The following is a 21851-nucleotide window of genomic DNA, read 5'->3' as shown; positions in this document are numbered from 1 at the left end:
TGTCACGATTATACCAGATTGTTTACATATAGGCAACGCTTTCTCGAGGAAACTCCCTTGTTCCTCAACTTGAAAGCTGATATAATAGCCTTATGAATAAAAAATCAACGGTGGACTTGATTCATGGTCCCATTCTTCCTTCACTGATTAGTTTTGCATTACCGATTTTACTGTCCAATATCTTTCAGCAACTATACAATACAGCTGATATTTTGATTGTTGGGCGTTTTTTGGGACAAAATTCCTTGGCGGCAGTCGGAGCTACGACAGCCATTTTTGATTTAATTATTGGATTTGCCCTCGGAGTCGGAAATGGGATGGGAGTTGTTATTGCCCGTCTTTACGGTGCTCGTAATTTTACAAAGATTAAAGAGGCTGTCGCAGCGACTTGGATTTTAGGTGCAATCCTGAGTGGTCTTGTCATGCTGATGGGATTCTTCGGTCTTTATCCGCTCTTACAATATCTCGAAACACCTGCAGAAATCCTCCCCCAGTCTTATGAATACATCTCTATGATTGTCAGCTGCGTGGGAGTTAGCTTTGCCTATAATCTCTTTGCAGGATTGCTACGATCAATTGGTGACAGCCTTGCGGCGCTTGCCTTTCTTATCTTTTCAGCCATTGTTAATGTCATTCTAGATTTATATTTTATTACACAACTGCAGTTGGGGGTTCAGTCTGCAGGTCTAGCAACTATCATCTCGCAAGGTTTGTCCGCTATTCTCTGTTATTTCTATATCCGCAAGAGTGTTCCAGAGCTTCTTCCAAGCTTGAAGCATTTCAAATGGAATAAGGTTCTCTATATCGATCTCTTGGAGCAGGGGCTAGCCATGGGGCTGATGGGTTCAATCGTCTCTGTCGGAAGTGTCATCTTACAATCCTCTGTTAATGGCTTTGGAGCAGTTATTATCAGTGCCCAAACGGCAGCACGTAGAATCATGGCCTTTGCCCTATTGCCAATGACGGCAATTTCGGCTTCTATGACAACTTTTATCTCTCAAAATTTTGGGGCAAAACGTCCAGATCGTATCGTCCAAGGTCTTCGTCTAGGGAGCTATTTGAGTATGGCTTGGGCAACTTTTGCTTGTGTGTTCCTATTTTTTGCAAGTCCTAGCCTAGTTTCTTTCTTAGCGAGTTCAACAGATGGTTACTTGATTGAAAATGGGACCTTGTACCTACGTATTAGTTCTGTTTTCTATCCGTTTTTGAGTCTTTTATTGATTTATAGAAATAGTTTGCAGGGACTCGGTCAAAAACTCTTACCCCTCATATCTAGTTTTATCGAGTTTATCGGGAAAATTGTTTTCGTCGCTTGGATTATTCCTTGGGCAGGTTATACAGGTGTGATTCTATGTGAACCGCTACTTTGGCTTGTTATGACTGCACAGCTTTATATCTCACTCTATCAGCACCCTTGGATAAAAGAAGGCAAGAAAATCTTGGCTGTCGGCGGACAATCCTAGCTTCATTTATAAAAGAAAAATCCATTTCCTCTAGTGAAAATCGACTAGACTTGTGTTATAATAAGAAAGATTAAAATGTGAAAAAAGGAGATTCCTAATGGGACGTAAATGGGCCAATATTGTAGCCAAGAAAACGGCTAAAGATGGAGCTAACTCTAAAGTATATGCAAAATTTGGTGTAGAAATCTATGTAGCAGCTAAAAAAGGTGATCCAGATCCAGAATCAAACTCAGCTTTGAAATTCGTTATCGATCGTGCCAAACAAGCGCAAGTGCCAAAACACGTTATTGATAAGGCTTTGGATAAGGCTAAAGGAAATACAGACGAAACCTTTACAGAAGGACGTTACGAAGGCTTTGGGCCAAATGGTTCAATGTTGATCGTGGATACCTTGACTTCAAACGTTAACCGTACAGCTGCCAATGTCCGTGCTGCCTTTGGTAAAAACGGTGGTAACATGGGAGCTTCAGGTTCAGTATCTTACCTCTTTGACAACAAGGGTGTCATCGTATTTGCTGGTGACGACGCTGATGCTATCTTTGAACTCTTGCTTGAAGCAGATGTCGATGTAGACGATGTAGAAGCAGAAGAAGGAACAATCACTGTTTACACAGCTCCAACTGACCTTCACAAAGCTATTGTGGCTTTGCGTGAATCTGGTATCGAAGAATTCCAAGTAACAGAACTTGAGATGATTCCTCAGTCAGAAGTGGAATTGTCAGGGGAAGACCTTGAAACCTTTGAAAAACTCTACGGAGTCCTCGAAGACGACGAAGACGTACAAAAAATCTATACCAATGTAGATGGCTTCTAATAGAAAAGCGAACAGGCTTAATAGCTGTTCGCTTTTTTGTTATGTTAAACTTTCACTCCATCATCAGTTTGCTCTTTTCTATCTAAGCCTAGGGCAAATTTACGGACGAGAAGAAACTGGCCGTTTTCCTGCTTTGCGAAAGTGAGTACGACTGTCTTGGTGTTTGAACCGAGGGATAGATAGGTGATTTTCTTGATGTCGTAGCTACCTGAGGTTGACTCAATTTCAGAATCTGGTAGTCCATGCTTGCTGATGATATCTTTGTAGTTGGAGCCGCCTTTTCCTCTGTTTGCAGTGTCTCCCTCTATCAAAGAATCAAACTGTTCCTGGGTCCAAGAGAAGGTATCAGTATCTTCGATATCCTCTTCATCTGGTCTATAATCTGGTAATTTTCCAAATTCCTCATTTTCTGTTAAAGAGGTCAGACTTCTGTAGGGCTGTCGAAAGTTTTTAGCCAAGTCAGTAAAGACACCAGAAGGTAATACTTGCGTCATTAAGACAAGAAAAATGGATAGAATACCTAGGCTTGTTCCGATGATAGCCAATATTTTACGATTTTTGAGATTAAGGCCGATACCAAAAACTCCTAGAGCGATAGCGATAATGGCAAAGAAAAAGGCTAGTATGCTAATGATTGGTAGCCAGGAACCAAGAAGGGCCAGGGTTCCAAAGATGATGGCAAAGATTCCTAAAAATTTCTCTTCTTTATGTTTCATTTCTAAGTTTCTCATTTCTAGTCAGGCTAAGATTTTCTCCGTGTGAGATAGTGTTTATTATAGATAAAATGAGAGCTGATGTCAATTTCTACTTAGATAGTTCTCATTGAAACTTAAATGTTCTTATGAGAACTATTTTTACTTAGAAGGGAGAAAGAATGGATAAACCGATGTTGGTCTTTAAACGTTTTTCAATCCCCAGTCTATTGACTCGGACGACTAATGATATCACGCAGATTCAGATGCTCTTTACCATGGGACTCCAAGTGGTCACTCGTGGTCCTATCATGGCTATTTGGGCCATTGGTAAAATCCTTGGTAAGTCTGAATACTGGATTTGGGCAGTAGTGGTGGCAGTCATTGTCAATGATCCGCAATGCTGATTTGATTCTGGTCATGAAAGAAGGAAACATCATCGAGCAAGGAAATCATGATGAGCTGATGGCTCAGGGTGGTTTCTATGCAGACCTCTACAATAGTCAATTTACAGAAGACCAAGCAGAAGAATAAATCTCAGAAGGCTTGACGGCCTTCTTTTTCTGCACTATACTAGAGTAGGAGATGCTAGCAGACTCGTTCTGTCAGGCTTCTTGTGTAAAATCTAGAAACAACGAGAAAATAGATGAAAAACTATCAAGAGTGGTACGATAAGAGGAAATCAAGTCTTCTTCGACATCCACAATTATTGCAATTGATGCGAGTCTTTAATCGCATGATGACAGTTCTGATGCCCCTAGCCTACTTGACCCTGTTGGGAACAAGTTTTATTAGCAAAGGCTTGGGGCAAGAACTTGCTACTTATATCATGGTGCCAGCTTTAGGCTTTGTCCTATTGACGCTTGTTCGTAAGTGGATCAATCAACCGCGTCCATATGAAACATGGGGGATTATCCCGCTACTGGACAAGGACAGTTCTGGCAATTCAATGCCCAGTCGCCATGTCTTTTCGGCAACCATCATTTCCATGGCTTGCCTGCATGCAAATCTGCCTGTGGGGTTGGTTTTATTGGTTTTATCAGCTTTTCTCGGTCTTGTGCGGGTCTTAGGAGGCGTTCATTATCCCAAGGATGTTTTAGTTGGCTACGCCTGTGGTCTCCTCTTGGGAATTCTTTTCTTTATTTTGTAAAAAGCAAAGCAAGTGGGCTTGGCCTCGTAACCACTTACGGGTCAAAAGTGACCACTTGCTTTTTTGCCCTTGTAAAGTCTTATGGGCTTTGGTATAGTAGATGCAGAAAGGAGATAGGATGAAGTTACGAATCGAGATTGATAGTGAATTAACTGAGACAGAGATTGTCATCAAGGCTGCAGCCCTGACAGATGAAATAGCTGACTTGCAACGACTCTTGCAAGAAACCAAGGCTCCTAGGTTGATCTTTTACAAGGGGACGGGTGAGTATTACTTAGACTTGGCAGAAATCCTCTTCTTTGAGACGGAAGGTAGCAAGATTTACGCCCATACCCAGAAAGAGGCCTACGAGGTTCGACTTAAACTCTATGAGTTAGAGTCCATCCTGCCCCGCTATTTCAGTCGAGTATCCAAGTCGACCATTGCCAATCTTCGGCAGGTCTACTCGGTGGACAAGTCCTTCTCAGGGACAGGAACTATTTCCTTTTATCAAACCCACAAGGAGGTTCACGTGTCACGACACTACCAATCCCTCCTAAAAGAAAATCTAAGAAACATGAGGTAAGAACATGAAAAAGAAAGCATTTGGTATTGTGTTGCTAGTATTGGCAGCTTTAGTATTATTACAGGGGAATTTTGGAATCCCTTCATTTGGAGGGCAGATTTGGCCCTTGATTGGTATTGGATTTTTTGCCTATCAATCAGTTGAAGCTTTGCTTCGTCGTCATTTCAATTCAGCCACTTTTACAGCCCTAGTGGCCCTCATGATTGCTAATCACTTTTATGACATTTTACCGATTCCCAATCAATCACTGTTCTGGGCGGGAGTGCTAATCGTTCTCGGAGTTGGCATGTTGACTAATTCGAACAAAACATGGAACGAGAAAAAATGGTGGTATGACGGTAAAAAGACCATTTTAACAGAAAAGGAAGTTTCCTTTGGTAGTGGAACTTTTTACAAACAGGACCAAGACTTGGTAGAAGACCAGTTTGAAGTTAGCTGTGGGAATGCCAAGATTTATTATGACAATGCAGAGATGTTAGGTGATAGTGCAACCTTGAAGGTAGAAGTCAGTTTAGGGAATGCAGTTATCTATGTGCCCCAACACTGGAGAGTGGACCTGAAGGTGGAGACTTCTTGTGGAGTAGCTAAGGCAGATGCTCCTGTAGCCCCAACCAGCAAAACCTTGATTATCCGTGGAGAGGTAGCTTTTGGTAAATTAGAAGTTGTCTACGTCAAATAAAAAAAGTCTTCCAATTCCCTTGCCAAAAATAAGAAAGTGTGATAACATAGTACGGTATGTGGTGCTAGCACATCCGCTATATTAGATCTAATAGGAGGAAAACACAATGGCTAAAGTATGTTACTTTACAGGTCGTAAGACTGTATCAGGAAACAACCGTTCACACGCGATGAACCAAACTAAACGTGCCGTAAAACCAAACCTTCAAAAAGTTACTGTTCTTATCGATGGTAAACCTAAAAAAGTTTGGGCTTCAGCTCGTGCTTTGAAATCAGGAAAAGTAGAACGCGTTTAATAAACATGAAAAGACCTACAGGGTCTTTTTTGTTTTGCTCGACAGCTGAAATCATTTGAAAAATCAAGCAAATATCCGATGATACATCATTCTGCTTTTACAGTTGGGCTGAAATATGATAAAATAGAGTATCAACTATTTGAGGTAAAAAAAATGACTGTAAAAATTAATACAAAAGATGGTCAAGTCGAACTGACAGATGATGTAATCGCTACTGTCGTAGGTGGTGCAGCAACTGAAATTTTTGGTGTAGTCGGTATGGCTAGTAAAAATGCCCTCAAAGATAATTTCCAAGCCCTTCTTGGTAAGGAAAATTATTCAAAAGGTGTAGTCGTTAAAGCAGCTGAAGACGGTAGTATTGCAGTTGATGTATATACTGTATTGAGCTACGGTACAAAAATCAGTGAAGTTTCAAAAAACATCCAAGAACGTGTTCGCTTTAGCCTAGAGAACCAACTTGGAATCACTGCTCAAACTGTGAATGTCTACATTCAAAATATCAAAGTTGTAGGAGAATAATCGTGTCAAATATTACTACAAGCTTATTTCAAGAAATGGTACAGGCTGCTTCAACTCGTTTGAACAAGCAAGCCGAATATGTCAATTCATTGAACGTCTTCCCAGTTCCAGACGGAGATACAGGAACAAACATGGGAATGACGATCGAAAATGGTGCTAAAGAAGTAGCAGACAAACCAGCTTCAACTGTTGGTGAGGCTGCAAGTATCTTGGCTAAAGGTCTTTTGATGGGTGCGCGTGGAAACTCAGGAGTTATCACTTCTCAGCTTTTCCGTGGGTTCTCACAAGCCATCAAGACAAAAGAAGAGCTAACAGGAAAAGACCTAGCTCTTGCTTTCCAATCAGGTGTTGAGGTTGCCTACAAGGCTGTTATGAAGCCTGTTGAAGGGACAATCTTGACAGTATCACGTGGTGCTGCCATCGGTGCTAAGAAAAAAGCAGAACAGACAGATGACGCAGTTGAAGTTATGCGTGCAGCCTTGGAAGGAGCTAAAGCAGCCCTTGCTAAAACTCCAGAAATGCTTCCAGTATTGAAGGAAGTTGGCGTTGTGGACTCAGGTGGTCAAGGTTTGGTCTTCATCTATGAAGGATTCCTTTCAGCTCTTACTGGTGAATACAGTGCTTCTGAAGACTTTGTAGCGACTCCAGCCAATATGGGTGAGATGATCAATGCAGAACACCACAAATCTGTAGCTGGACATGTGGCAACAGAAGACATTACCTTTGGTTACTGTACTGAAATCATGGTTGCTCTTAAACAAGGTCCAACTTATGCTAAAGACTTTGACTACGAAGAATTCCGTAACTACTTGAACGAACTTGGGGATTCTCTACTTGTTGTTAATGATGACGAAATCGTTAAAGTTCACGTCCATACAGAAGATCCAGGACTTGTTATGCAAGAAGGTCTCAAGTATGGTAGCTTGGTCAAGGTTAAAGTCGATAACATGCGTAACCAACACGAAGCGCAAGTAGAAAAAGAAGCTCAAATCAGCAAGCCAGCTGAAGAAAAAGAATATGCTCTTATCGCAGTAGTAGCTGGACAAGGATTGGCAAACATCTTCCGTGCTCAAGGTGTGGACTATGTCATCGAGGGTGGACAAACCATGAATCCTTCGACAGAAGACTTTGTCAAGGCTGTTGAGAAAGTTAATGCTCGTAACATCATCTTCTTGCCAAACAACAAAAACATCTTCATGGCAGCTCAATCTGCAGCTGAAGTATTGGAACAACCAGCTGTTGTAGTAGAAGCTCGTACAATTCCTCAAGGATTGACTAGCCTTCTAGCATTTGACCCAAGCAAGTCTATCGAAGAAAACCAAGAACGCATGACTGCGGCTCTTGGGGACGTTGTCAGCGGTAGTGTAACAACAGCTGTTCGTGACACGACTATCGATGGTCTAGAAATTCATGAAAATGACAATCTTGGTATGGTGGATGGTAAGATTCTCGTATCAAATCCTGATATGCACCAAACCTTGACTGAAACTTTGAAACACATGTTGGATGAAGACAGTGAAATCGTAACCTTCTATGTTGGAGAAGACGGAAGCGAAGAATTGGCAAATGAAATTGCTCAAGAAATTGCAGAAGAATTCGAAGATGTCGAAGTAGAAATTCACCAAGGACAACAACCGGTTTATCCATATCTTTTCAGTGTGGAATAGGAGATTCATATTGAAGAAGATTTTAGGATTAACACTTATTTCGGTAACTCTACTTGCAGGTTGCAGTAAGTTGTTACCTCACCGCTCAAGTGAAAAGAGTAAAGCGAGTGATCCGTCTACAAGTCAAACGACAACCAATCAAGCAAAAGAAGAAAAAACAAAAGTTCTTAAAGGGAAAATGGATGAATTTGATGTCACCATGACCTTTGTTTATACGGATGTTGTTAAAAGCTTCAAGATGGATATGCTTGGGAAAATAAATGAGGAGATTCCTGCTGGAGTTACTCCAGAAGAATTCCAAACAATCTTCCGTGAAGCTATGGAAGATAGTCCAGAGTATCTTGAAATCAAGGACGAGCCTGGTGTTAATGTAGAATATTTTATCACCGAGGACAAAAAGATGAGAGTCGTTATGGAACTCGATCTTGAAAAAGCAGACTTGAATAAAGTAAAAAATACATATTTCTTTAAACCACTTGCGGATAGTATAGAAGACTTTAAAAAGCCTAATACACTAATCGCTGCATTAAAATTACACGGATTTAAAGAAGAATAAAAAGAAAGGTCGGGATTTTCCCGACCTCTTTTTGATTTTCAGAGAATTCTATTCTCATAGCGATTAGACTTTTTGTGACATTTGTCATATTTCCTCATGACAGAAGCTTCTAGTGATTCTACCTTCAAAGAATTATACTAGATGTATCAAATGGAGGAAGAAAATAATGAAACATAAAGTAATTGTCGCAATGAGTTTAGTAGCAGCAGGAGTCATGACTTATCTCATGTTTTCAGGATTGGATGAAGGCTTCTATCATTTTCCTTGGGAGTTATTTGCAAGCTTTGGAATCATGTCTTGGTTGATCCTAGAAGGTTTAAAATTAGTCTCAGATGTGAAAAAGGAGTTTGAAAAATGAAAAAAGCGATTCTCTATCTTTTTATTGGACTATCACTAGTGGTATGGTTGGTAGAAATGTTTACAGGTTGGTTTGATCAAGCCTTCCTGCACCAAGCTATTCGCGGTGCCTGGGGATTAGGATTTATGATTTTTATCGCCTTTCCGATGGGAAAGGAGTGGCTGAAAGGAGAATATCATGAACATGATTAAGGTAGAAAGCCTAAATAAAAACATCAAGGGCAAGGCTATTTTGAAGGATATTTCCTTTGAGGTAGCTGAAGGTGAATGCGTCGCCTTGATTGGTCCCAATGGTGCTGGGAAGACCACACTCTTGGACTGTTTGCTTGGAGATAAACTAGTCACAAGCGGTCAAGTATCCATCCAAGGCTTGCCAGTGACGAGCTCTAAGTTGGACTACACAAGATCCTACCTCCCTCAAGAAAATGTCATCGTTCAGAAATTAAAGGTCAAAGAGTTGATTGCTTTCTTTCAAAGTATTTATCCAAATCCCTTGAGCAATCAGGAAATCGATCAACTATTACAGTTTGACCAGCAACAAAAAGAACAATTGGCAGAAAAATTGTCAGGTGGGCAAAAGCGTCTTTTTTCTTTTGTCTTGACCTTGATTGGCCGACCAAAGCTAGTCTTTTTGGATGAGCCTACTGCAGCCATGGATACTTCAACTCGTCAACGTTTTTGGGAAATTGTTCAGGACCTAAAAGCGCAAGGAGTCACCATTCTCTATTCGTCCCATTATATCGAAGAGGTAGAGCATACAGCGGACCGAATCTTGGTCTTGAATAAGGGAGAGTTGATTCGCGATACAACACCTCTAGCCATGCGCAGTGAGGAGATTGAGAAGCACTTTATCCTTCCTCTAGCATACAAGGAAGTCATTGAGCAGTCTAACTTGGTTGAAAACTGGTCACAAAAACAAGATGCTTTACAAGTAGTTACACGTGAAGCGAATGATTTCTGGAAACTGTTAGTCCGAGCAGGATGTAGGATTCAAGAAATTGAAGTCAATAATCGTAGCTTGTTGGATACAATCTTTGAAGAAACACAAAAGGGAGATGACTAAGATGAAACGATGGATCGCACTAAACAAGATAGAATTTCTATTGACCAAACGACAATTAGTCTATTATCTATTATCCGTAGGGATGCCGACAGCCTTCTATTTATTCTTTTCAGGTATGTACCAGGACACACCCGGTGGACCAGACAACTTTATGCGCGACTACCTGATCTCCATGACAGCCTTTTCCATGATGTCGACAGCTATGTTTTCATTTCCAGCTGTCTTACATACCGACAAGATCAACAACTGGCAGAAAACATTACGCCATACTCCAGTAAATATGGTAGAATATTATCTATCAAAGATAACAAGTATGATGGTTGATTATTTGGTCTCAATTCTGGTTGTTTTCTCAGTTGGGCATTTTGTAAGAGGTGTGGATATGTCTCTTGGAAACTGGATTGGGTCTGCGCTTTTGCTGATAGTAGGAAGTGTTGCCTTTGTAGCACTTGGATTGACCTTGACACTCTTGCCGTCTAGTCAGTTGATGTCAGTCGTGGGCAATCTTCTCTATCTAGGCTTGGCTGTTTTAGGCGGACTCTGGATGCCCATCTCTTTATTTCCAGACTGGATGCAAGCAATCGGAAAGTGCCTACCAACTTATCAGTTGATGGAGTTGCTCAAGACCTTCTTAAACGAGGGTGGCATCAATTTATCAGCCACAGTTTATCTACTTGTTTTTTCAACAGTTTTGTTTGGTTTGACCATTTACCTTCAAGGTCATAAGGAGAATGCTTAATGCTTGTAAGACTGAAAAGCATAGATTATATGTATTGGGCCAGTTTGATTTTTATGGTTTTTCCCATCGTTCCTGTAGTGACTGGGGAGCTTCCTAGCTGGCATTTGTTGATTGATATTCTATTTGTCTTGGCTTACTTAGGTGTTTTAACCACCAAGAGTCAGCGTTTATCCTGGCTCTGTTGGGTTATCATGCTAGCCTATGTAGCTGGCTATACTGCCTTTGTTGGTGTAAATTATATCTGGTTCTTCTTTTTCCTTGCCAATCTCTTAATTTATCATTTCGGCGTACGTAGTTTTAATTCTTTACATGTCCGAACTTTTCTCCTTGCTCAAGTCCTTGTTGTGGGGCAACTTTTGATTTTTCAGGAAGTTGAAGTTGAGTTTCTAGTCTATCTACTTGGAATTCTCACTTTTATCGATTTAATGACTTTTGGCTTGGTTCGGATTCGTATTGTGGAGGATTTGAAAGAAGCTCAGGCCAAGCAAAATGCCCAGATAAATCTATTGCTTGCTGAAAATGAACGCAGTCGTATCGGTCAGGATTTGCATGATAGTCTGGGACACACCTTTGCTATGCTGAGTGTTAAAACTGATCTAGCCTTGCAGTTATTTCAAATGCAGGCTTATCCACAGGTGGAGAAGGAATTAAAAGAAATTCACCAGATAAGCAAGGATTCCATGAATGAAGTGCGGACTATTGTGGAAAATCTGAAATCACGGACCCTAGCTTCAGAGCTAGAGACTGTCAAGAAGATGCTTGAGATTGCTGGGATTGAGGTTCAAGTTGACAATCAGTTGGACAAGGCAAGCTTGACTCGGGATGTGGAGTCGACGGCTGCTATGATTTTGCTAGAACTTGCGACCAATATCATCAAGCATGCCAGAGCTAAAAAAGCCTACCTAAAACTGGAACGAACAGATCAGGAATTGCTCCTAACAGTCAGAGATGACGGGAAAGGCTTTGTAAGTTTTTCGGGGGATGAATTGCACACGGTGCGAGATCGCGTGTCGGCCTTTTCTGGTCAAGTTGAACTAGTGAGTTTGAAAAATCCAACAGAGGTGCGCGTGCATCTGCCTTATAAGGAGAGAAAGTAGATGAAAGTATTAGTCGCAGAAGATCAAAGTATGCTTAGAGATGCCATGTGCCAGCTCTTAAGCTTTCAACTGGATGTGGAGACTGTCTTGCAGGCGAAAAATGGAGCCGAGGCTATCGAGGTTTTGGAGAAAGAAGCAGTAGATATTGCCATCCTTGACGTTGAAATGCCAGTCAAGACAGGACTAGAAGCTCTCGAATGGATCAAACAAGAAATTCCTGAAACCAAGGTTGTTATCGTTACGACCTTTAAACGCCCAGGCTATTTTGAACGAGCTGTCAAAGCAGGAGTAGACGCCTATGTCTTGAAGGAGCGGAGCATCGCCGAGCTCATGCAAACCCTGCATACGGTGCTAGAAGGACGCAAGGAATATTCTCCAGAGCTGATGGAAGTCATGATGACCCATCCCAATCCCTTGACTGAGCAAGAAGTCGCTGTTTTGCACGGAGTTGCCCAAGGCCTATCCAACCAAGAAATTGCAGACCAGCTCTATCTCTCAAACGGTACAGTTCGTAATTACATGACCAATATCCTCTCCAAACTAGGCGCTAGCAACCGAACCGAAGCAGCCAAAACTGCCGAAGAAGAAGGCTGGTTGTGAGGGGGAGAAGTAAGAAAAAATCTCTTAGAAATAAATCTAAGAGATTTTTTAATGTTTATTTCACCAACTTCTTCATCTCATCAATACGTGCGACGGTCGCGTCGTATTTCGCTTGATAGTCGGCTTGTTTGTCGCGTTCTTTTTGGACGACTTCTGGTTTAGCATTGGCTACGAAGCGTTCGTTAGAGAGCTTCTTGCCGACCATATCCAGTTCTTTTTGCCATTTAGCCAGTTCCTTGTCGAGACGAGCCAGTTCTTCTTCGACATTAAGGAGGTCAGCCAGTGGCAAGTAGATTTCTGCTCCTGTGATGACGCTTGACATAGCGAGTTCAGGTGCAGGGATGTTTGATGCGATTTCCAAGTGTTCTGGATTTGTGAAGCGTTTGATGTAGTTGACATTACTGTTAAAGAAGGCTTCCAAGTCGCTATCGCTTGTCTTCACAAGGATGGTGATTGGCTTGCTTGGTGCAACGTTTACTTCCGCACGCGCATTACGAACTGCACGGATCAAGTCTTTGAGGCTTTCGACACCCGTGTGAGCAGCGAGGTCTTCAAAGGCTGGGTTGACAGTTGGGTATTCTGCTGTAACGATAGAACCTTCTGAGATTTGTCCAAAGATTTCCTCTGTCACGAATGGCATGATTGGGTGAAGGAGACGAAGGATCTTGTCCAAAGTGTAAAGGAGAACAGAACGTGTGATGACTTTCTCTTCTTCATTATCGCTATAAAGGACTTCTTTGGTCAACTCAACGTACCAGTCCGCAAACTCATCCCAGATGAAGTTGTAGAGGATGTGTCCAGCCACACCAAACTCAAACTTGTCAAAGTTTTCAGTGACTTTTCCGATTGTTTCATTGAGGTTGTGTAGAATCCAGCGGTCAGTAACGTTTCCAGCTTCCTTGTTAACAACTTTTTCGACATTGGCAGTTGCTTGCTCAAGGGTCAAGCCTTCATTGTTCATAAGGATGTAGCGAGAGATGTTCCAGATCTTGTTAATGAAGTTCCATGAAGCATCCATTTTCTCGTAAGAGAAGCGTACGTCTTGCCCTGGTGCAGAACCGTTTGAAAGGAACCAACGAAGGGCATCGGCACCGTATTTCTCGATGACATCCATTGGGTCAATCCCGTTACCGAGAGATTTAGACATCTTGCGTCCTTGCTCATCACGAATGAGTCCGTGGATCAGAACGTTTTGGAATGGCTGACGGCCAGTAAATTCTAATGATTGGAAAATCATGCGAGATACCCAGAAGAAGATGATGTCGTAACCTGTTACTAAGGTTGAAGTTGGGAAGTAACGTTTGAAGTCTTCTGAGTCAACATCAGGCCAGCCCATAGTTGAGAATGGCCAAAGGGCAGAACTGAACCATGTATCCAAGACGTCTTCGTCCTGAGTCCATCCGTCACCTTCTGGAGCTTCTTCACCGACATACATTTCACCCTCAGTATTGTACCAAGCAGGGATTTGGTGACCCCACCAGAGCTGACGTGAGATTACCCAGTCGTGGACATTTTCCATCCATTGAAGGAAGGTATCGTTGAAACGAGGTGGGTAGAATTCTACCTTGTCCTCTGTATCTTGGTTGGCAATTGCATTTTTAGCCAATTGATCCATCTTGACGAACCATTGCGTAGACAAGCGTGGCTCAACCACAACACCTGTACGTTCTGAGTGACCGACACTGTGGATACGTTTTTCGATTTTAACGAGGGCACCGATTTCTTCCAACTTAGCAACGACTGCCTTACGAGCTTCAAAACGGTCCATGCCTGCAAATTCGAAGGCCAAGTCATTCATGGTTCCGTCATCGTTCATGACGTTAACTTGTGGCAAGTTATGGCGTTGACCAACCAAGAAGTCGTTTGGATCATGGGCAGGAGTGATTTTCACGACACCAGTACCAAACTCAGGATCTGCGTGTTCATCCCCAACGATTGGAATCAATTTATTAGCGATTGGAAGGATGACATTTTTACCGATCAAGTCCTTGTAGCGTGGGTCTTCTGGATTGACCGCAACTGCAACGTCCCCAAACATAGTTTCTGGACGAGTTGTCGCAACTTCAAGGGCGCGTGAGCCATCTTCCAGCATATAGTTCATGTGGTAGAAGGCACCTTCGACATCCTTGTGAATCACCTCGATATCAGAAAGGGCTGTGCGAGCTGCTGGGTCCCAGTTGATGATAAACTCACCACGGTAGATCCAGCCTTTCTTGTAAAGGTCCACAAAGACCTTGCGAACCGCTTTCGACAAGCCTTCGTCAAGCGTGAAACGCTCACGAGAGTATTCTACAGAGAGCCCCATCTTGCCCCATTGTTCCTTGATAGTAGTGGCATATTCGTCTTTCCATTCCCAAACCTTTTCGAGGAATTTTTCACGACCCAGGTCGTAACGCGTAATGCCCTCACCACGCAAGCGCTCCTCAACCTTAGCCTGAGTCGCAATCCCAGCGTGGTCCATACCTGGAAGCCAAAGGGTGTCAAAACCTTGCATGCGTTTTTGACGGATAATGATATCTTGCAAAGTTGTATCCCAAGCGTGACCAAGGTGAAGTTTCCCAGTTACGTTTGGTGGTGGAATCACGATTGAATAAGGCTTCGCCTTTTTATCGCCTGAGGGCTTGAAAACATCTTTATCAAGCCATTTTTGGTAACGACCAGCCTCAACCTCGGCTGGATTGTATTTAGGTGAAAGTTCTTTAGACATGTGTGTGTCCTTTCTAGTTATTTCTATTCTTTTCTTCTATAACTTTTTCAACTATTTTAGTTACTAAAGTTTCAACCATGATTTTCATTTGTTTTTTAAATTCTTCACTTTTTAGATAATCTGTTATCAATTCAAACATAAATTTAATAACAGCTTTTCCACTTTTGACAGCTAAATCCCCAACTTTTGCCATTTTATACTCCTTTTTTTAGCTCGCGAATAATTTTTTTCAGATATTTGTTCTTTGTTGTTTTTTCCAAGAAATCATAAGCGTTTTTCTTTAATTCATCTTTTTCAATATCTGGATTGAGTTCAGCTTCCACTTTTAAAGCATGGTATAATGCTTTAGGTTTTAAGTCAATACTTTTTTGAAATTCAACTAATTGTAATTTTACTTCATTGTCAATTTTTTCTTGTAGCTGGGGTGTTATTAAATCAGCAGGTAATACTTCTTTATACTTATTTATTCCTTCAGATAAGTTTGATTCAAAACGAACTAACTCTTTCTCCTGTTGATTTTCTACTTCCTTAATAATTAAATCTAAACTTTCATTTTCCATTTTTATACCTCAATACTTTATATGTTATTAATACTCTCAATTTTTTTGTTATCACTACTAAATTATTCAGCTTCCCACTCACTCTTCAGCAAGCCATATCTCAAATCGTCACAGCGGTTGCCTTGGGCATCTTTACGGTCTCTTATGCGAGCTTCGAGGGTAAAGCCAAGTTTTTCTGCGACTCGTTGACTTTGAAGGTTATACCCAAAGCAAGTCAGTTCAATCTTATGAAGACCCAGTTCTTTAAAAGCTAGGTCAATCAAAGCACGCGCTGCTTCTGGTACATAACCTCGGCCCCAATAGTCTGGGTGCAAGGTATAGCCAATCTCCAGTACATCGTCTTCGTGGCGATGGTTGAAATCAACAGATCCTATAACTTTATCAGTCCCTTTGACCACAATGCCGTAGCCAGCTGGGAGATTGTCCTTTTGATTGCGTTCAGGAAGGATCTGTTCCAGGTAATAGATCTCATCTTCCAAGGTCTTGACGGGTGGAAAACCTGCTGGGTAAGAAACCTCTGGCAAACTAGCGTAGGCATGAATATCCTCGGCATCAGCCACTGTACGGACTCGTAAGATAAGTCGCTCGGTTTCGATTCGTTCTGGCAACTCTGCTCTTGTCATTTTCCTCCCTCACTTTCTACAAAAAATCGCCCCTGTCATTAATCTGACAGGGACGAATGTGTTTATCCGCGGTACCACCCAATTTCGGGCAGAGCCCGCAACTCTAATCTTCTTGTTTCTCTTTTATGGCGTCGTTAGCTCGTCTTGCCGTACTTGAGTACAGCCTGCAACTCGCTGCCTAGTCCTAAAAGGAAGCAAAAAGATTTATATTCAATTTTTAATTTCAACTCATTAGCAACCAGTTTTGACACATTTGTGGACTTCTCAGCACCGCCACTTTCTGTAAAATGTGGGACTCAAAACACCTCTAATAGCTTTATTTTAACAAGTTTTTGACGGAAAAGCAAGGAACAAGAAAGATTACTTGAACTTGATGCCGTTTTCTTTTAATTTCTTGATCGTAGCTGGACCGATTCCTTTCAAAGCAAGGAGTTCTTTTTCTGTCCAGTTTTTGAAGTCAGCAGCAGACTTGATCCCTTCATCATAGAAAGTTTTAGCACGGTCAAGTGGAAGTCCGCCTAGGTTGGCTGCGAAATCTTCAACAGAAGTCGTCACCTTGTGAGCTTGCTCTTTAGTTGTTTCTACAGCTTTTTCTACTTGCTTAGAGACAACTTTTCCAGCCTCATTTGCAGCATGTTCTGCGTGTTTAACGACTTTTTTTGTCTCTTCGACAACCTTGTTTACAGCATTTGAAAATACACCTGAACGACGAAGGCTATTTCTTAATTGTTTTTTACGTTGGAGTTTTTTTGACATGATAAGATCCTTTCAATAAAAAAACCTTGTGACTGAACAAGGATAAATCTTTATGTTTTATTGTACCAACTTTCTCTGTGAAATGCAAGGCTTGTTAGTTTAGAAAGATAGGAGTTCTATAGGGAATTCCGCCTTAGAATAAGAGAATATGATAGAAGAAAAGCGAAAAATATGGTATAATGAAACGATAGATTTTTGAATAGGAATACAATCATGTTTGGATTTTTAAAAAAAGATAAAGTAACAGAAATACCAGCGATGGTACCAGCGCATATCGGAGTTATCATGGATGGCAATGGTCGTTGGGCCAAAAAACGGATGCAGCCACGTGTCTTTGGTCATAAGGCTGGGATGGATGCTCTGAGAACAGTAGCCATTGCTGCTAGTGATATGGGTGTCAAGGCTATGACTGTTTATGCTTTCTCGACTGAAAACTGGACTCGTCCAGACCAGGAAGTTAAGTTTATCATGAACCTTCCGGTTGAATTTTACGATAAGTATGTTCCTGAGTTGCACCAAAAGAACATGAAGATTCAAATGATTGGGGAAACGGATCGTTTACCTAAACAGACTTTTGAAGCTTTGAAAAAGGCAGAAGAGTTGACCAAGTTGAATACGGGTTTGATTCTCAATTTTGCCCTTAATTACGGTGGACGAGCTGAAATTACACAGGCAGTCAAGTTGATTGCGCAGGATGTTTTGGATGCCAAGGTGAATCCAGGCGATATTACAGAAGAGTTGATTGGGGAATATCTCTTTACGGGGCATTTGCCGAAAACCTTGCGCGACCCGGACTTAATTATCCGGACTAGTGGGGAGCTTCGTTTGAGCAATTTCTTGCCTTGGCAAGCAGCTTATAGTGAACTTTATTTCACAGATGTCTTATGGCCAGATTTTGACGAGCAAGCTTTGAAGGAGGCTATTGCAGAGTATAATCGCCGCAACCGTCGATTTGGAGGAGTTTAGGAAAAGTTATGAAAAAGGATTTATTAAAGAGAACCATATTTGCCGCTCTGGCATTAGCAATCTTTATCCCACTCTTGGTGATTGGTGGGCTTTGGTTACAGATTGCTATGGGACTTCTAGCCATGCTAGGGGTTCATGAGTTGCTTCAGATGAAAGGGTTAAACACCATGACCCCTGAGGGTTTGCTAACCTTATTAGCGACTTTTGCACTGACAATCCCCCTAGAAAACTACTTGACATTTTTACCTGTAGATGGGAATGTTGTCGCATATGGTGTTGTGATTTTTATCATGTTAGGTTGCACTGTTTTTAGCAAGAATTACACCATTGAAGATGCTGTATACCCGATTGCCATGAGTTTCTATGTTGGTTTTGGATTCAATGCTTTAGTGGATGCTCGAATCGCAGGTTTGGATAAAGCCCTCTTGGCCCTCTGTATCGTATGGGCCACTGATAGTGGTGCTTACTTGGTCGGAATGAATTTCGGTAAGAGAAGATTGGCTCCGAGAGTCTCTCCGAACAAATCCATCGAGGGAGCCTTTGGTGGAATTTTAGCTGCCATGCTTGTCACTCTTATCTTTATGTTAGTGGATAATACAGTTGCCCTTCCTTATGGCATTTACAAAATGATGCTCTTTGCTATTTTCTTTAGTATTGCAGGGCAATTGGGTGACTTGATTGAGAGTGCCATGAAACGCCATTTTGGAGTCAAGGATTCAGGCTTCTTTATCCCAGGCCATGGTGGAGTACTGGATCGCTTTGACTCTATGTTGGCTGTTTTCCCTATTATGCACCTCTTTGGCTTATTTTAAGGAAAGGTGAAGAGATATTAAATGTTAGGATTATTAACCTTTATCCTTGTTTTTGGAATTATCGTGGTGGTTCACGAGTTCGGCCATTTCTACTTTGCTAAGAAGTCTGGAATTCTGGTTCGTGAATTTGCCATCGGAATGGGTCCAAAAATCTTTGCCCATATTGGGAAAGATGGGACAGCTTACACGATTCGTCTCCTACCGCTTGGTGGTTATGTCCGCATGGCAGGTTGGGGTGAGGATACCACAGAGATTAAGACAGGAACTCCTGTTAGTTTGACTTTGGCTGAAGATGGCAAGGTGAAGCGCATCAATCTTTCTGGTAAGAAGGTCGACCAAACGGCTCTTCCGATGCAAGTCACTCAGTTTGACTTTGAGGACAAACTCTTTATCACAGGTCTGGTTTTGGAAGAGGAGAAGACCTTCTCTGTAGACCATGATGCAACGATTGTGGAAGCTGATGGGACGGAAGTTCGTATCGCTCCGCTAGATGTTCAGTATCAGAATGCGACTGTCTGGGGTAAATTGATTACCAACTTTGCAGGTCCTATGAATAACTTTATTCTAGGAGTTATCGTCTTTTGGATTCTGATTTTCATGCAAGGTGGCGTTCGTGATACGCAAAGCAATAACTTTAGCATCATCCCTGATAGCGCGATTGCTAAGGCCGGTGTTGACAATACGGCCCAAATCACTAAAGTCGGTTCACACGAAATTAGTAACTGGCAAGATTTGATTCAGGCTGTTGAAGCAGAGACCAAAGACAAAACAGCACCTGTATTGGATGTAACAGTCTCTGAAAATGGAACTGAGAAGCAAGTCAGTGTGACCCCTGAGGAAAACCAAGGTCGCTATATTCTAGGGGTTCAACCGAGACTCAAATCAGATATCTGGTCTATGTTTGTAGGTGGATTTACTAGTGCGGCTGACTCAGCCTTGCGTATTCTCAATGCCTTGAAGAGCTTGATTTTTCAGCCTGATTTGAATAAATTGGGTGGACCTGTTGCTATCTTTAAGGCAAGTAGTGATGCTGCTAAAAATGGTCTTGAGAATGTTTTGTTCTTCTTGGCTATGATTTCCATCAATATCGGTATTTTCAACTTGATTCCTATCCCGGCACTAGACGGTGGTAAAATCGTGCTCAACATCATCGAAGCTATTCGCCGTAAACCACTAAAACAAGAAATTGAAACCTATGTGACTCTAGTTGGAGTTGTGATTATGGTTGTCTTGATGATCGCCGTGACTTGGAACGACATCATGCGTACCTTCTTTTAAGAATTAGAGGAAAAATATGAAACAAAGTAAAATGCTTATTCCAACGCTTCGCGAAATGCCAAGCGATGCTCAAGTTATCAGCCACGCCCTTATGTTGCGTGCTGGTTATGTTCGCCAAGTATCAGCAGGTGTTTATTCTTACCTACCACTTGCTAACCGTGTTATTGAAAAAGCCAAGAACATCATGCGTCAAGAGTTTGACAAGATGGGTGCTGTTGAAATGTTGGCTCCAGCCCTTCTCAGTGCTGACCTTTGGCGTGAATCAGGACGTTATGAGACCTACGGTGAGGACTTGTACAAATTGAAAAATCGTGAGAAGTCTGACTTTATCTTGGGTCCAACTCACGAAGAAACCTTCACAGCGATTGTCCGTGATTCTGTCAAGTCATACAAGCAGTTACCACTGAACTTGTATCAAATCCAACCTAAGTACCGTGATGAAAAACGTCCACGTAATGGACTTCTTCGGACCCGTGAGTTCATCATGAAAGACGGCTATAGCTTCCACGCTAACTACGATAGCTTGGATGTAACCTATGATGAGTACAAGGCAGCTTACGAGCGTATCTTTACCCGTAGTGGCTTGGACTTCAAAGCCATCATCGGTGACGGTGGAGCTATGGGTGGTAAGGATAGCCAAGAATTTATGGCCATCACACCTGCTCGTACAGACCTTGACCGTTGGGTTGTTTTAGACAAGTCTGTCGCATCATTTGATGAGATTCCTGTAGATGTACAGAAAGAAATCAAGGCAGAATTGCTCAAATGGATGGTTTCTGGTGAAGATACCATTGCCTACTCAAGTGAGTCAAGCTATGCAGCTAACTTGGAAATGGCAACTAACGCCTACAAACCAAGCAACCGTGTTGTGACTGAAGATCAAGTAGCTCGCGTGGAAACACCAGGTGTCAAATCGATTGATGAAGTTGCTGCTTTCTTGAATGTCTCTGAAGAGCAAACAATCAAGACCTTGGTTTATATCGCAGACGAGGAGCCAGTTGTTGCCCTACTCGTTGGCAATGACCAACTCAATGAAGTCAAATTGAAAAACTACCTTGGAGCAGACTTCTTAGAACCTGCAACTGAGGCAGAAGTGAAAGAATTATTAGGAGCGGACTTTGGTTCACTTGGGCCAGTAGATCTTCCAGAAAATGTTAAGATTATCGCTGACCGCAAGGTACAAGATAGCCGTAATGCTGTTGTTGGTGCCAACGAAGATGGTTACCACTTAACTGGTGTAAACCCAGGTCGTGACTTCACTGCTGAGTATGTGGATATCCGTGAAGTTCGTGAAGGTGAAATTTCTCCTGACGGACAAGGTGTTCTTAACTTTGCGCGTGGGATCGAGATTGGTCACATCTTTAAACTCGGGACTCGTTACTCAGCAAGTATGGGAGCAGATGTCTTGGATGAAAATGGCCGTGCTGTGCCAATCATCATGGGATGCTACGGTATCGGTGTTAGTCGTCTCCTTTCAGCAGTTATGGAGCAACATGCTCGCCTCTTTGTTAACAAAACTCCAAAGGGTGAATACCGTTACGCTTGGGGCATCAACTTCCCTAAAGAATTGGCACCGTTCGATGTGCACTTGATTCCAGTTAATGTCAAGGATGAAGCAAGTCTTGCATTGACAAATCGTATCGAAGAAGCTTTGGTAAATAAAGGCTACGAAGTCTTGACGGATGACCGTAACGAACGTGTCGGTGTTAAATTTAGCGATAGCGACTTGATCGGTCTTCCAATTCGTATCACTGTTGGGAAGAAAGCAGCTGACGGGATTGTAGAAGTGAAGATCAAGGCGACAGGAGATACAATCGAAGTTCACGCAGATAGCTTGCTTGAAACCCTTGAAATCCTAACAAATAAATAAAATCTATAATCAGAAGAAAAACA

25 protein-coding genes and 2 pseudogenes are annotated in these 21851 nt (G+C 42.0%); 21 read left to right on the top strand and 6 right to left on the bottom strand.

The annotated features are described in order from the left end of the window. The first annotated feature begins 92 nt into the window (after window positions 1–92). Together AB8E63_RS05925 and AB8E63_RS05920 are read left to right on the top strand one after the other, a co-directional pair. Complete coding sequence (locus tag AB8E63_RS05925; RefSeq protein ID WP_368910395.1) at window positions 93–1463, top strand: MATE family efflux transporter; 1371 nt, start codon at window positions 93–95, stop codon at window positions 1461–1463. Window positions 1464–1560: 97 nt separating this feature from the next. Continuing rightward, complete coding sequence (locus AB8E63_RS05920) at window positions 1561–2277, top strand: YebC/PmpR family DNA-binding transcriptional regulator (RefSeq protein WP_368910394.1); 717 nt, start codon at window positions 1561–1563, stop codon at window positions 2275–2277. Window positions 2278–2321: 44 nt separating this feature from the next. Here AB8E63_RS05920 and AB8E63_RS05915 read toward each other — a convergent pair whose 3' ends face one another. Beyond that, the gene (locus AB8E63_RS05915; RefSeq protein WP_368910393.1) at window positions 2322–2993 is read right to left on the bottom strand and encodes a hypothetical protein; all 672 of its coding nucleotides are present in this window, start codon (window positions 2991–2993) and stop codon (window positions 2322–2324) included. A 182-nt stretch (window positions 2994–3175) separates the two neighbouring features. Between AB8E63_RS05915 and AB8E63_RS05910 the strand changes: the two are divergent. From AB8E63_RS05910 to AB8E63_RS05840, 15 genes and pseudogenes are all read left to right on the top strand, one after another. Continuing rightward, window positions 3176–3361 (top strand): annotated as a pseudogene (locus AB8E63_RS05910) (ABC transporter ATP-binding protein); the annotation flags it as partial. Next, window positions 3354–3503 (top strand): annotated as a pseudogene (locus AB8E63_RS05905) (hypothetical protein); the annotation flags it as partial. The pseudogenes AB8E63_RS05910 and AB8E63_RS05905, both read left to right, overlap by 8 nt. A 112-nt stretch (window positions 3504–3615) precedes the next feature. Then, window positions 3616–4119: a phosphatase PAP2 family protein gene (locus AB8E63_RS05900; protein WP_368910392.1), complete on the top strand. Its 504-nt coding sequence runs from the start codon at window positions 3616–3618 to the stop codon at window positions 4117–4119. Window positions 4120–4237: 118 nt separating this feature from the next. After that, window positions 4238–4684: a LytTR family DNA-binding domain-containing protein gene (locus tag AB8E63_RS05895; protein ID WP_006155797.1), complete on the top strand. Its 447-nt coding sequence runs from the start codon at window positions 4238–4240 to the stop codon at window positions 4682–4684. Window positions 4685–4688: 4 nt separating this feature from the next. Next, on the top strand, window positions 4689–5363 hold the full coding sequence (locus tag AB8E63_RS05890; protein WP_368910391.1) for a hypothetical protein: 675 nt from the start codon (window positions 4689–4691) through the stop codon (window positions 5361–5363). Window positions 5364–5469: 106 nt separating this feature from the next. Beyond that, window positions 5470–5658, top strand: coding sequence for a 50S ribosomal protein L28 (gene rpmB / locus AB8E63_RS05885; protein WP_001140948.1), 189 nt, complete (start codon window positions 5470–5472; stop codon window positions 5656–5658). A 153-nt stretch (window positions 5659–5811) separates the two neighbouring features. Beyond that, window positions 5812–6177 carry an Asp23/Gls24 family envelope stress response protein gene (locus AB8E63_RS05880; RefSeq protein ID WP_000216443.1) on the top strand — a complete coding sequence of 122 codons (366 nt, stop codon included), beginning with the start codon at window positions 5812–5814 and terminating at the stop codon, window positions 6175–6177. Between the two features lie 2 nt (window positions 6178–6179). Then, window positions 6180–7844, top strand: a complete 1665-nt coding sequence (locus AB8E63_RS05875; protein WP_368910390.1) for a DAK2 domain-containing protein — start codon at window positions 6180–6182, stop codon at window positions 7842–7844. Window positions 7845–7854: 10 nt separating this feature from the next. Then, window positions 7855–8400 (top strand): SP0191 family lipoprotein, encoded by a 546-nt coding sequence (locus tag AB8E63_RS05870; RefSeq protein WP_368910389.1) that lies wholly within the window; start codon window positions 7855–7857, stop codon window positions 8398–8400. A 166-nt stretch (window positions 8401–8566) separates the two neighbouring features. Further along, the gene (locus tag AB8E63_RS05865) at window positions 8567–8758 is read left to right on the top strand and encodes a hypothetical protein (protein WP_368910388.1); all 192 of its coding nucleotides are present in this window, start codon (window positions 8567–8569) and stop codon (window positions 8756–8758) included. Next, window positions 8755–8949, top strand: coding sequence for a hypothetical protein (locus tag AB8E63_RS05860; protein ID WP_006154913.1), 195 nt, complete (start codon window positions 8755–8757; stop codon window positions 8947–8949). Before AB8E63_RS05865 ends, AB8E63_RS05860 begins: the two co-directional genes overlap by 4 nt. After that, window positions 8936–9820: an ABC transporter ATP-binding protein gene (locus tag AB8E63_RS05855; RefSeq protein ID WP_368910387.1), complete on the top strand. Its 885-nt coding sequence runs from the start codon at window positions 8936–8938 to the stop codon at window positions 9818–9820. The genes AB8E63_RS05860 and AB8E63_RS05855 overlap by 14 nt, the downstream gene beginning before the upstream one ends. 1 nt (window position 9821) lies before the next feature. After that, on the top strand, window positions 9822–10559 hold the full coding sequence (locus AB8E63_RS05850; RefSeq protein WP_368910386.1) for an ABC transporter permease: 738 nt from the start codon (window positions 9822–9824) through the stop codon (window positions 10557–10559). Continuing rightward, on the top strand, window positions 10559–11656 hold the full coding sequence (locus AB8E63_RS05845; protein ID WP_368910385.1) for a sensor histidine kinase: 1098 nt from the start codon (window positions 10559–10561) through the stop codon (window positions 11654–11656). Before AB8E63_RS05850 ends, AB8E63_RS05845 begins: the two co-directional genes overlap by 1 nt. Next, window positions 11657–12256, top strand: coding sequence for a response regulator transcription factor (locus tag AB8E63_RS05840; protein ID WP_368910384.1), 600 nt, complete (start codon window positions 11657–11659; stop codon window positions 12254–12256). A 55-nt stretch (window positions 12257–12311) separates the two neighbouring features. On the opposite strand, the gene AB8E63_RS05835 is transcribed toward AB8E63_RS05840, so the two are convergent. The 5 genes from AB8E63_RS05835 to AB8E63_RS05815 form a co-directional block, all read right to left on the bottom strand. Continuing rightward, on the bottom strand, window positions 12312–14963 hold the full coding sequence (locus AB8E63_RS05835) for a valine--tRNA ligase (protein ID WP_368910383.1): 2652 nt from the start codon (window positions 14961–14963) through the stop codon (window positions 12312–12314). 13 nt (window positions 14964–14976) lie between these two features. Then, window positions 14977–15156, bottom strand: coding sequence for a hypothetical protein (locus tag AB8E63_RS05830; RefSeq protein ID WP_045613813.1), 180 nt, complete (start codon window positions 15154–15156; stop codon window positions 14977–14979). 1 nt (window position 15157) lies between these two features. Continuing rightward, window positions 15158–15523 carry a hypothetical protein gene (locus AB8E63_RS05825; protein WP_045613811.1) on the bottom strand — a complete coding sequence of 122 codons (366 nt, stop codon included), beginning with the start codon at window positions 15521–15523 and terminating at the stop codon, window positions 15158–15160. 62 nt (window positions 15524–15585) lie between these two features. Further along, window positions 15586–16146 (bottom strand): GNAT family N-acetyltransferase, encoded by a 561-nt coding sequence (locus AB8E63_RS05820; RefSeq protein ID WP_368910382.1) that lies wholly within the window; start codon window positions 16144–16146, stop codon window positions 15586–15588. Window positions 16147–16506: 360 nt separating this feature from the next. Beyond that, entirely contained in the window at window positions 16507–16902 is a 396-nt protein-coding gene (locus AB8E63_RS05815) for a helix-hairpin-helix domain-containing protein (RefSeq protein ID WP_368910381.1), read from the bottom strand. A 213-nt stretch (window positions 16903–17115) separates the two neighbouring features. On the opposite strand from AB8E63_RS05815, the gene AB8E63_RS05810 reads away from it, so the two are divergent. Genes AB8E63_RS05810 through AB8E63_RS05795 form a run of 4 tightly spaced genes read left to right on the top strand, consistent with a single transcriptional unit; the run spans window position 17116 to window position 21828 of the window. Continuing rightward, window positions 17116–17868: an isoprenyl transferase gene (locus tag AB8E63_RS05810; protein ID WP_368910380.1), complete on the top strand. Its 753-nt coding sequence runs from the start codon at window positions 17116–17118 to the stop codon at window positions 17866–17868. An 8-nt stretch (window positions 17869–17876) separates the two neighbouring features. Continuing rightward, the gene (locus AB8E63_RS05805; RefSeq protein WP_368910379.1) at window positions 17877–18680 is read left to right on the top strand and encodes a phosphatidate cytidylyltransferase; all 804 of its coding nucleotides are present in this window, start codon (window positions 17877–17879) and stop codon (window positions 18678–18680) included. A gap of 21 nt (window positions 18681–18701) precedes the next feature. After that, entirely contained in the window at window positions 18702–19958 is a 1257-nt protein-coding gene (gene rseP, locus AB8E63_RS05800) for an RIP metalloprotease RseP (protein WP_368910378.1), read from the top strand. A 16-nt stretch (window positions 19959–19974) separates the two neighbouring features. Continuing rightward, window positions 19975–21828: a proline--tRNA ligase gene (locus tag AB8E63_RS05795; protein ID WP_368910377.1), complete on the top strand. Its 1854-nt coding sequence runs from the start codon at window positions 19975–19977 to the stop codon at window positions 21826–21828. Window positions 21829–21851: the final 23 nt, after the last annotated feature.

The organism is Streptococcus sp. oral taxon 061 (assembly GCF_964211575.1).
GTDB lineage: Bacteria > Bacillota > Bacilli > Lactobacillales > Streptococcaceae > Streptococcus.
The sequence above is the reverse complement of the archived record's forward strand: the minus strand, read 5'-3'. Positions and strand labels throughout refer to the sequence as shown.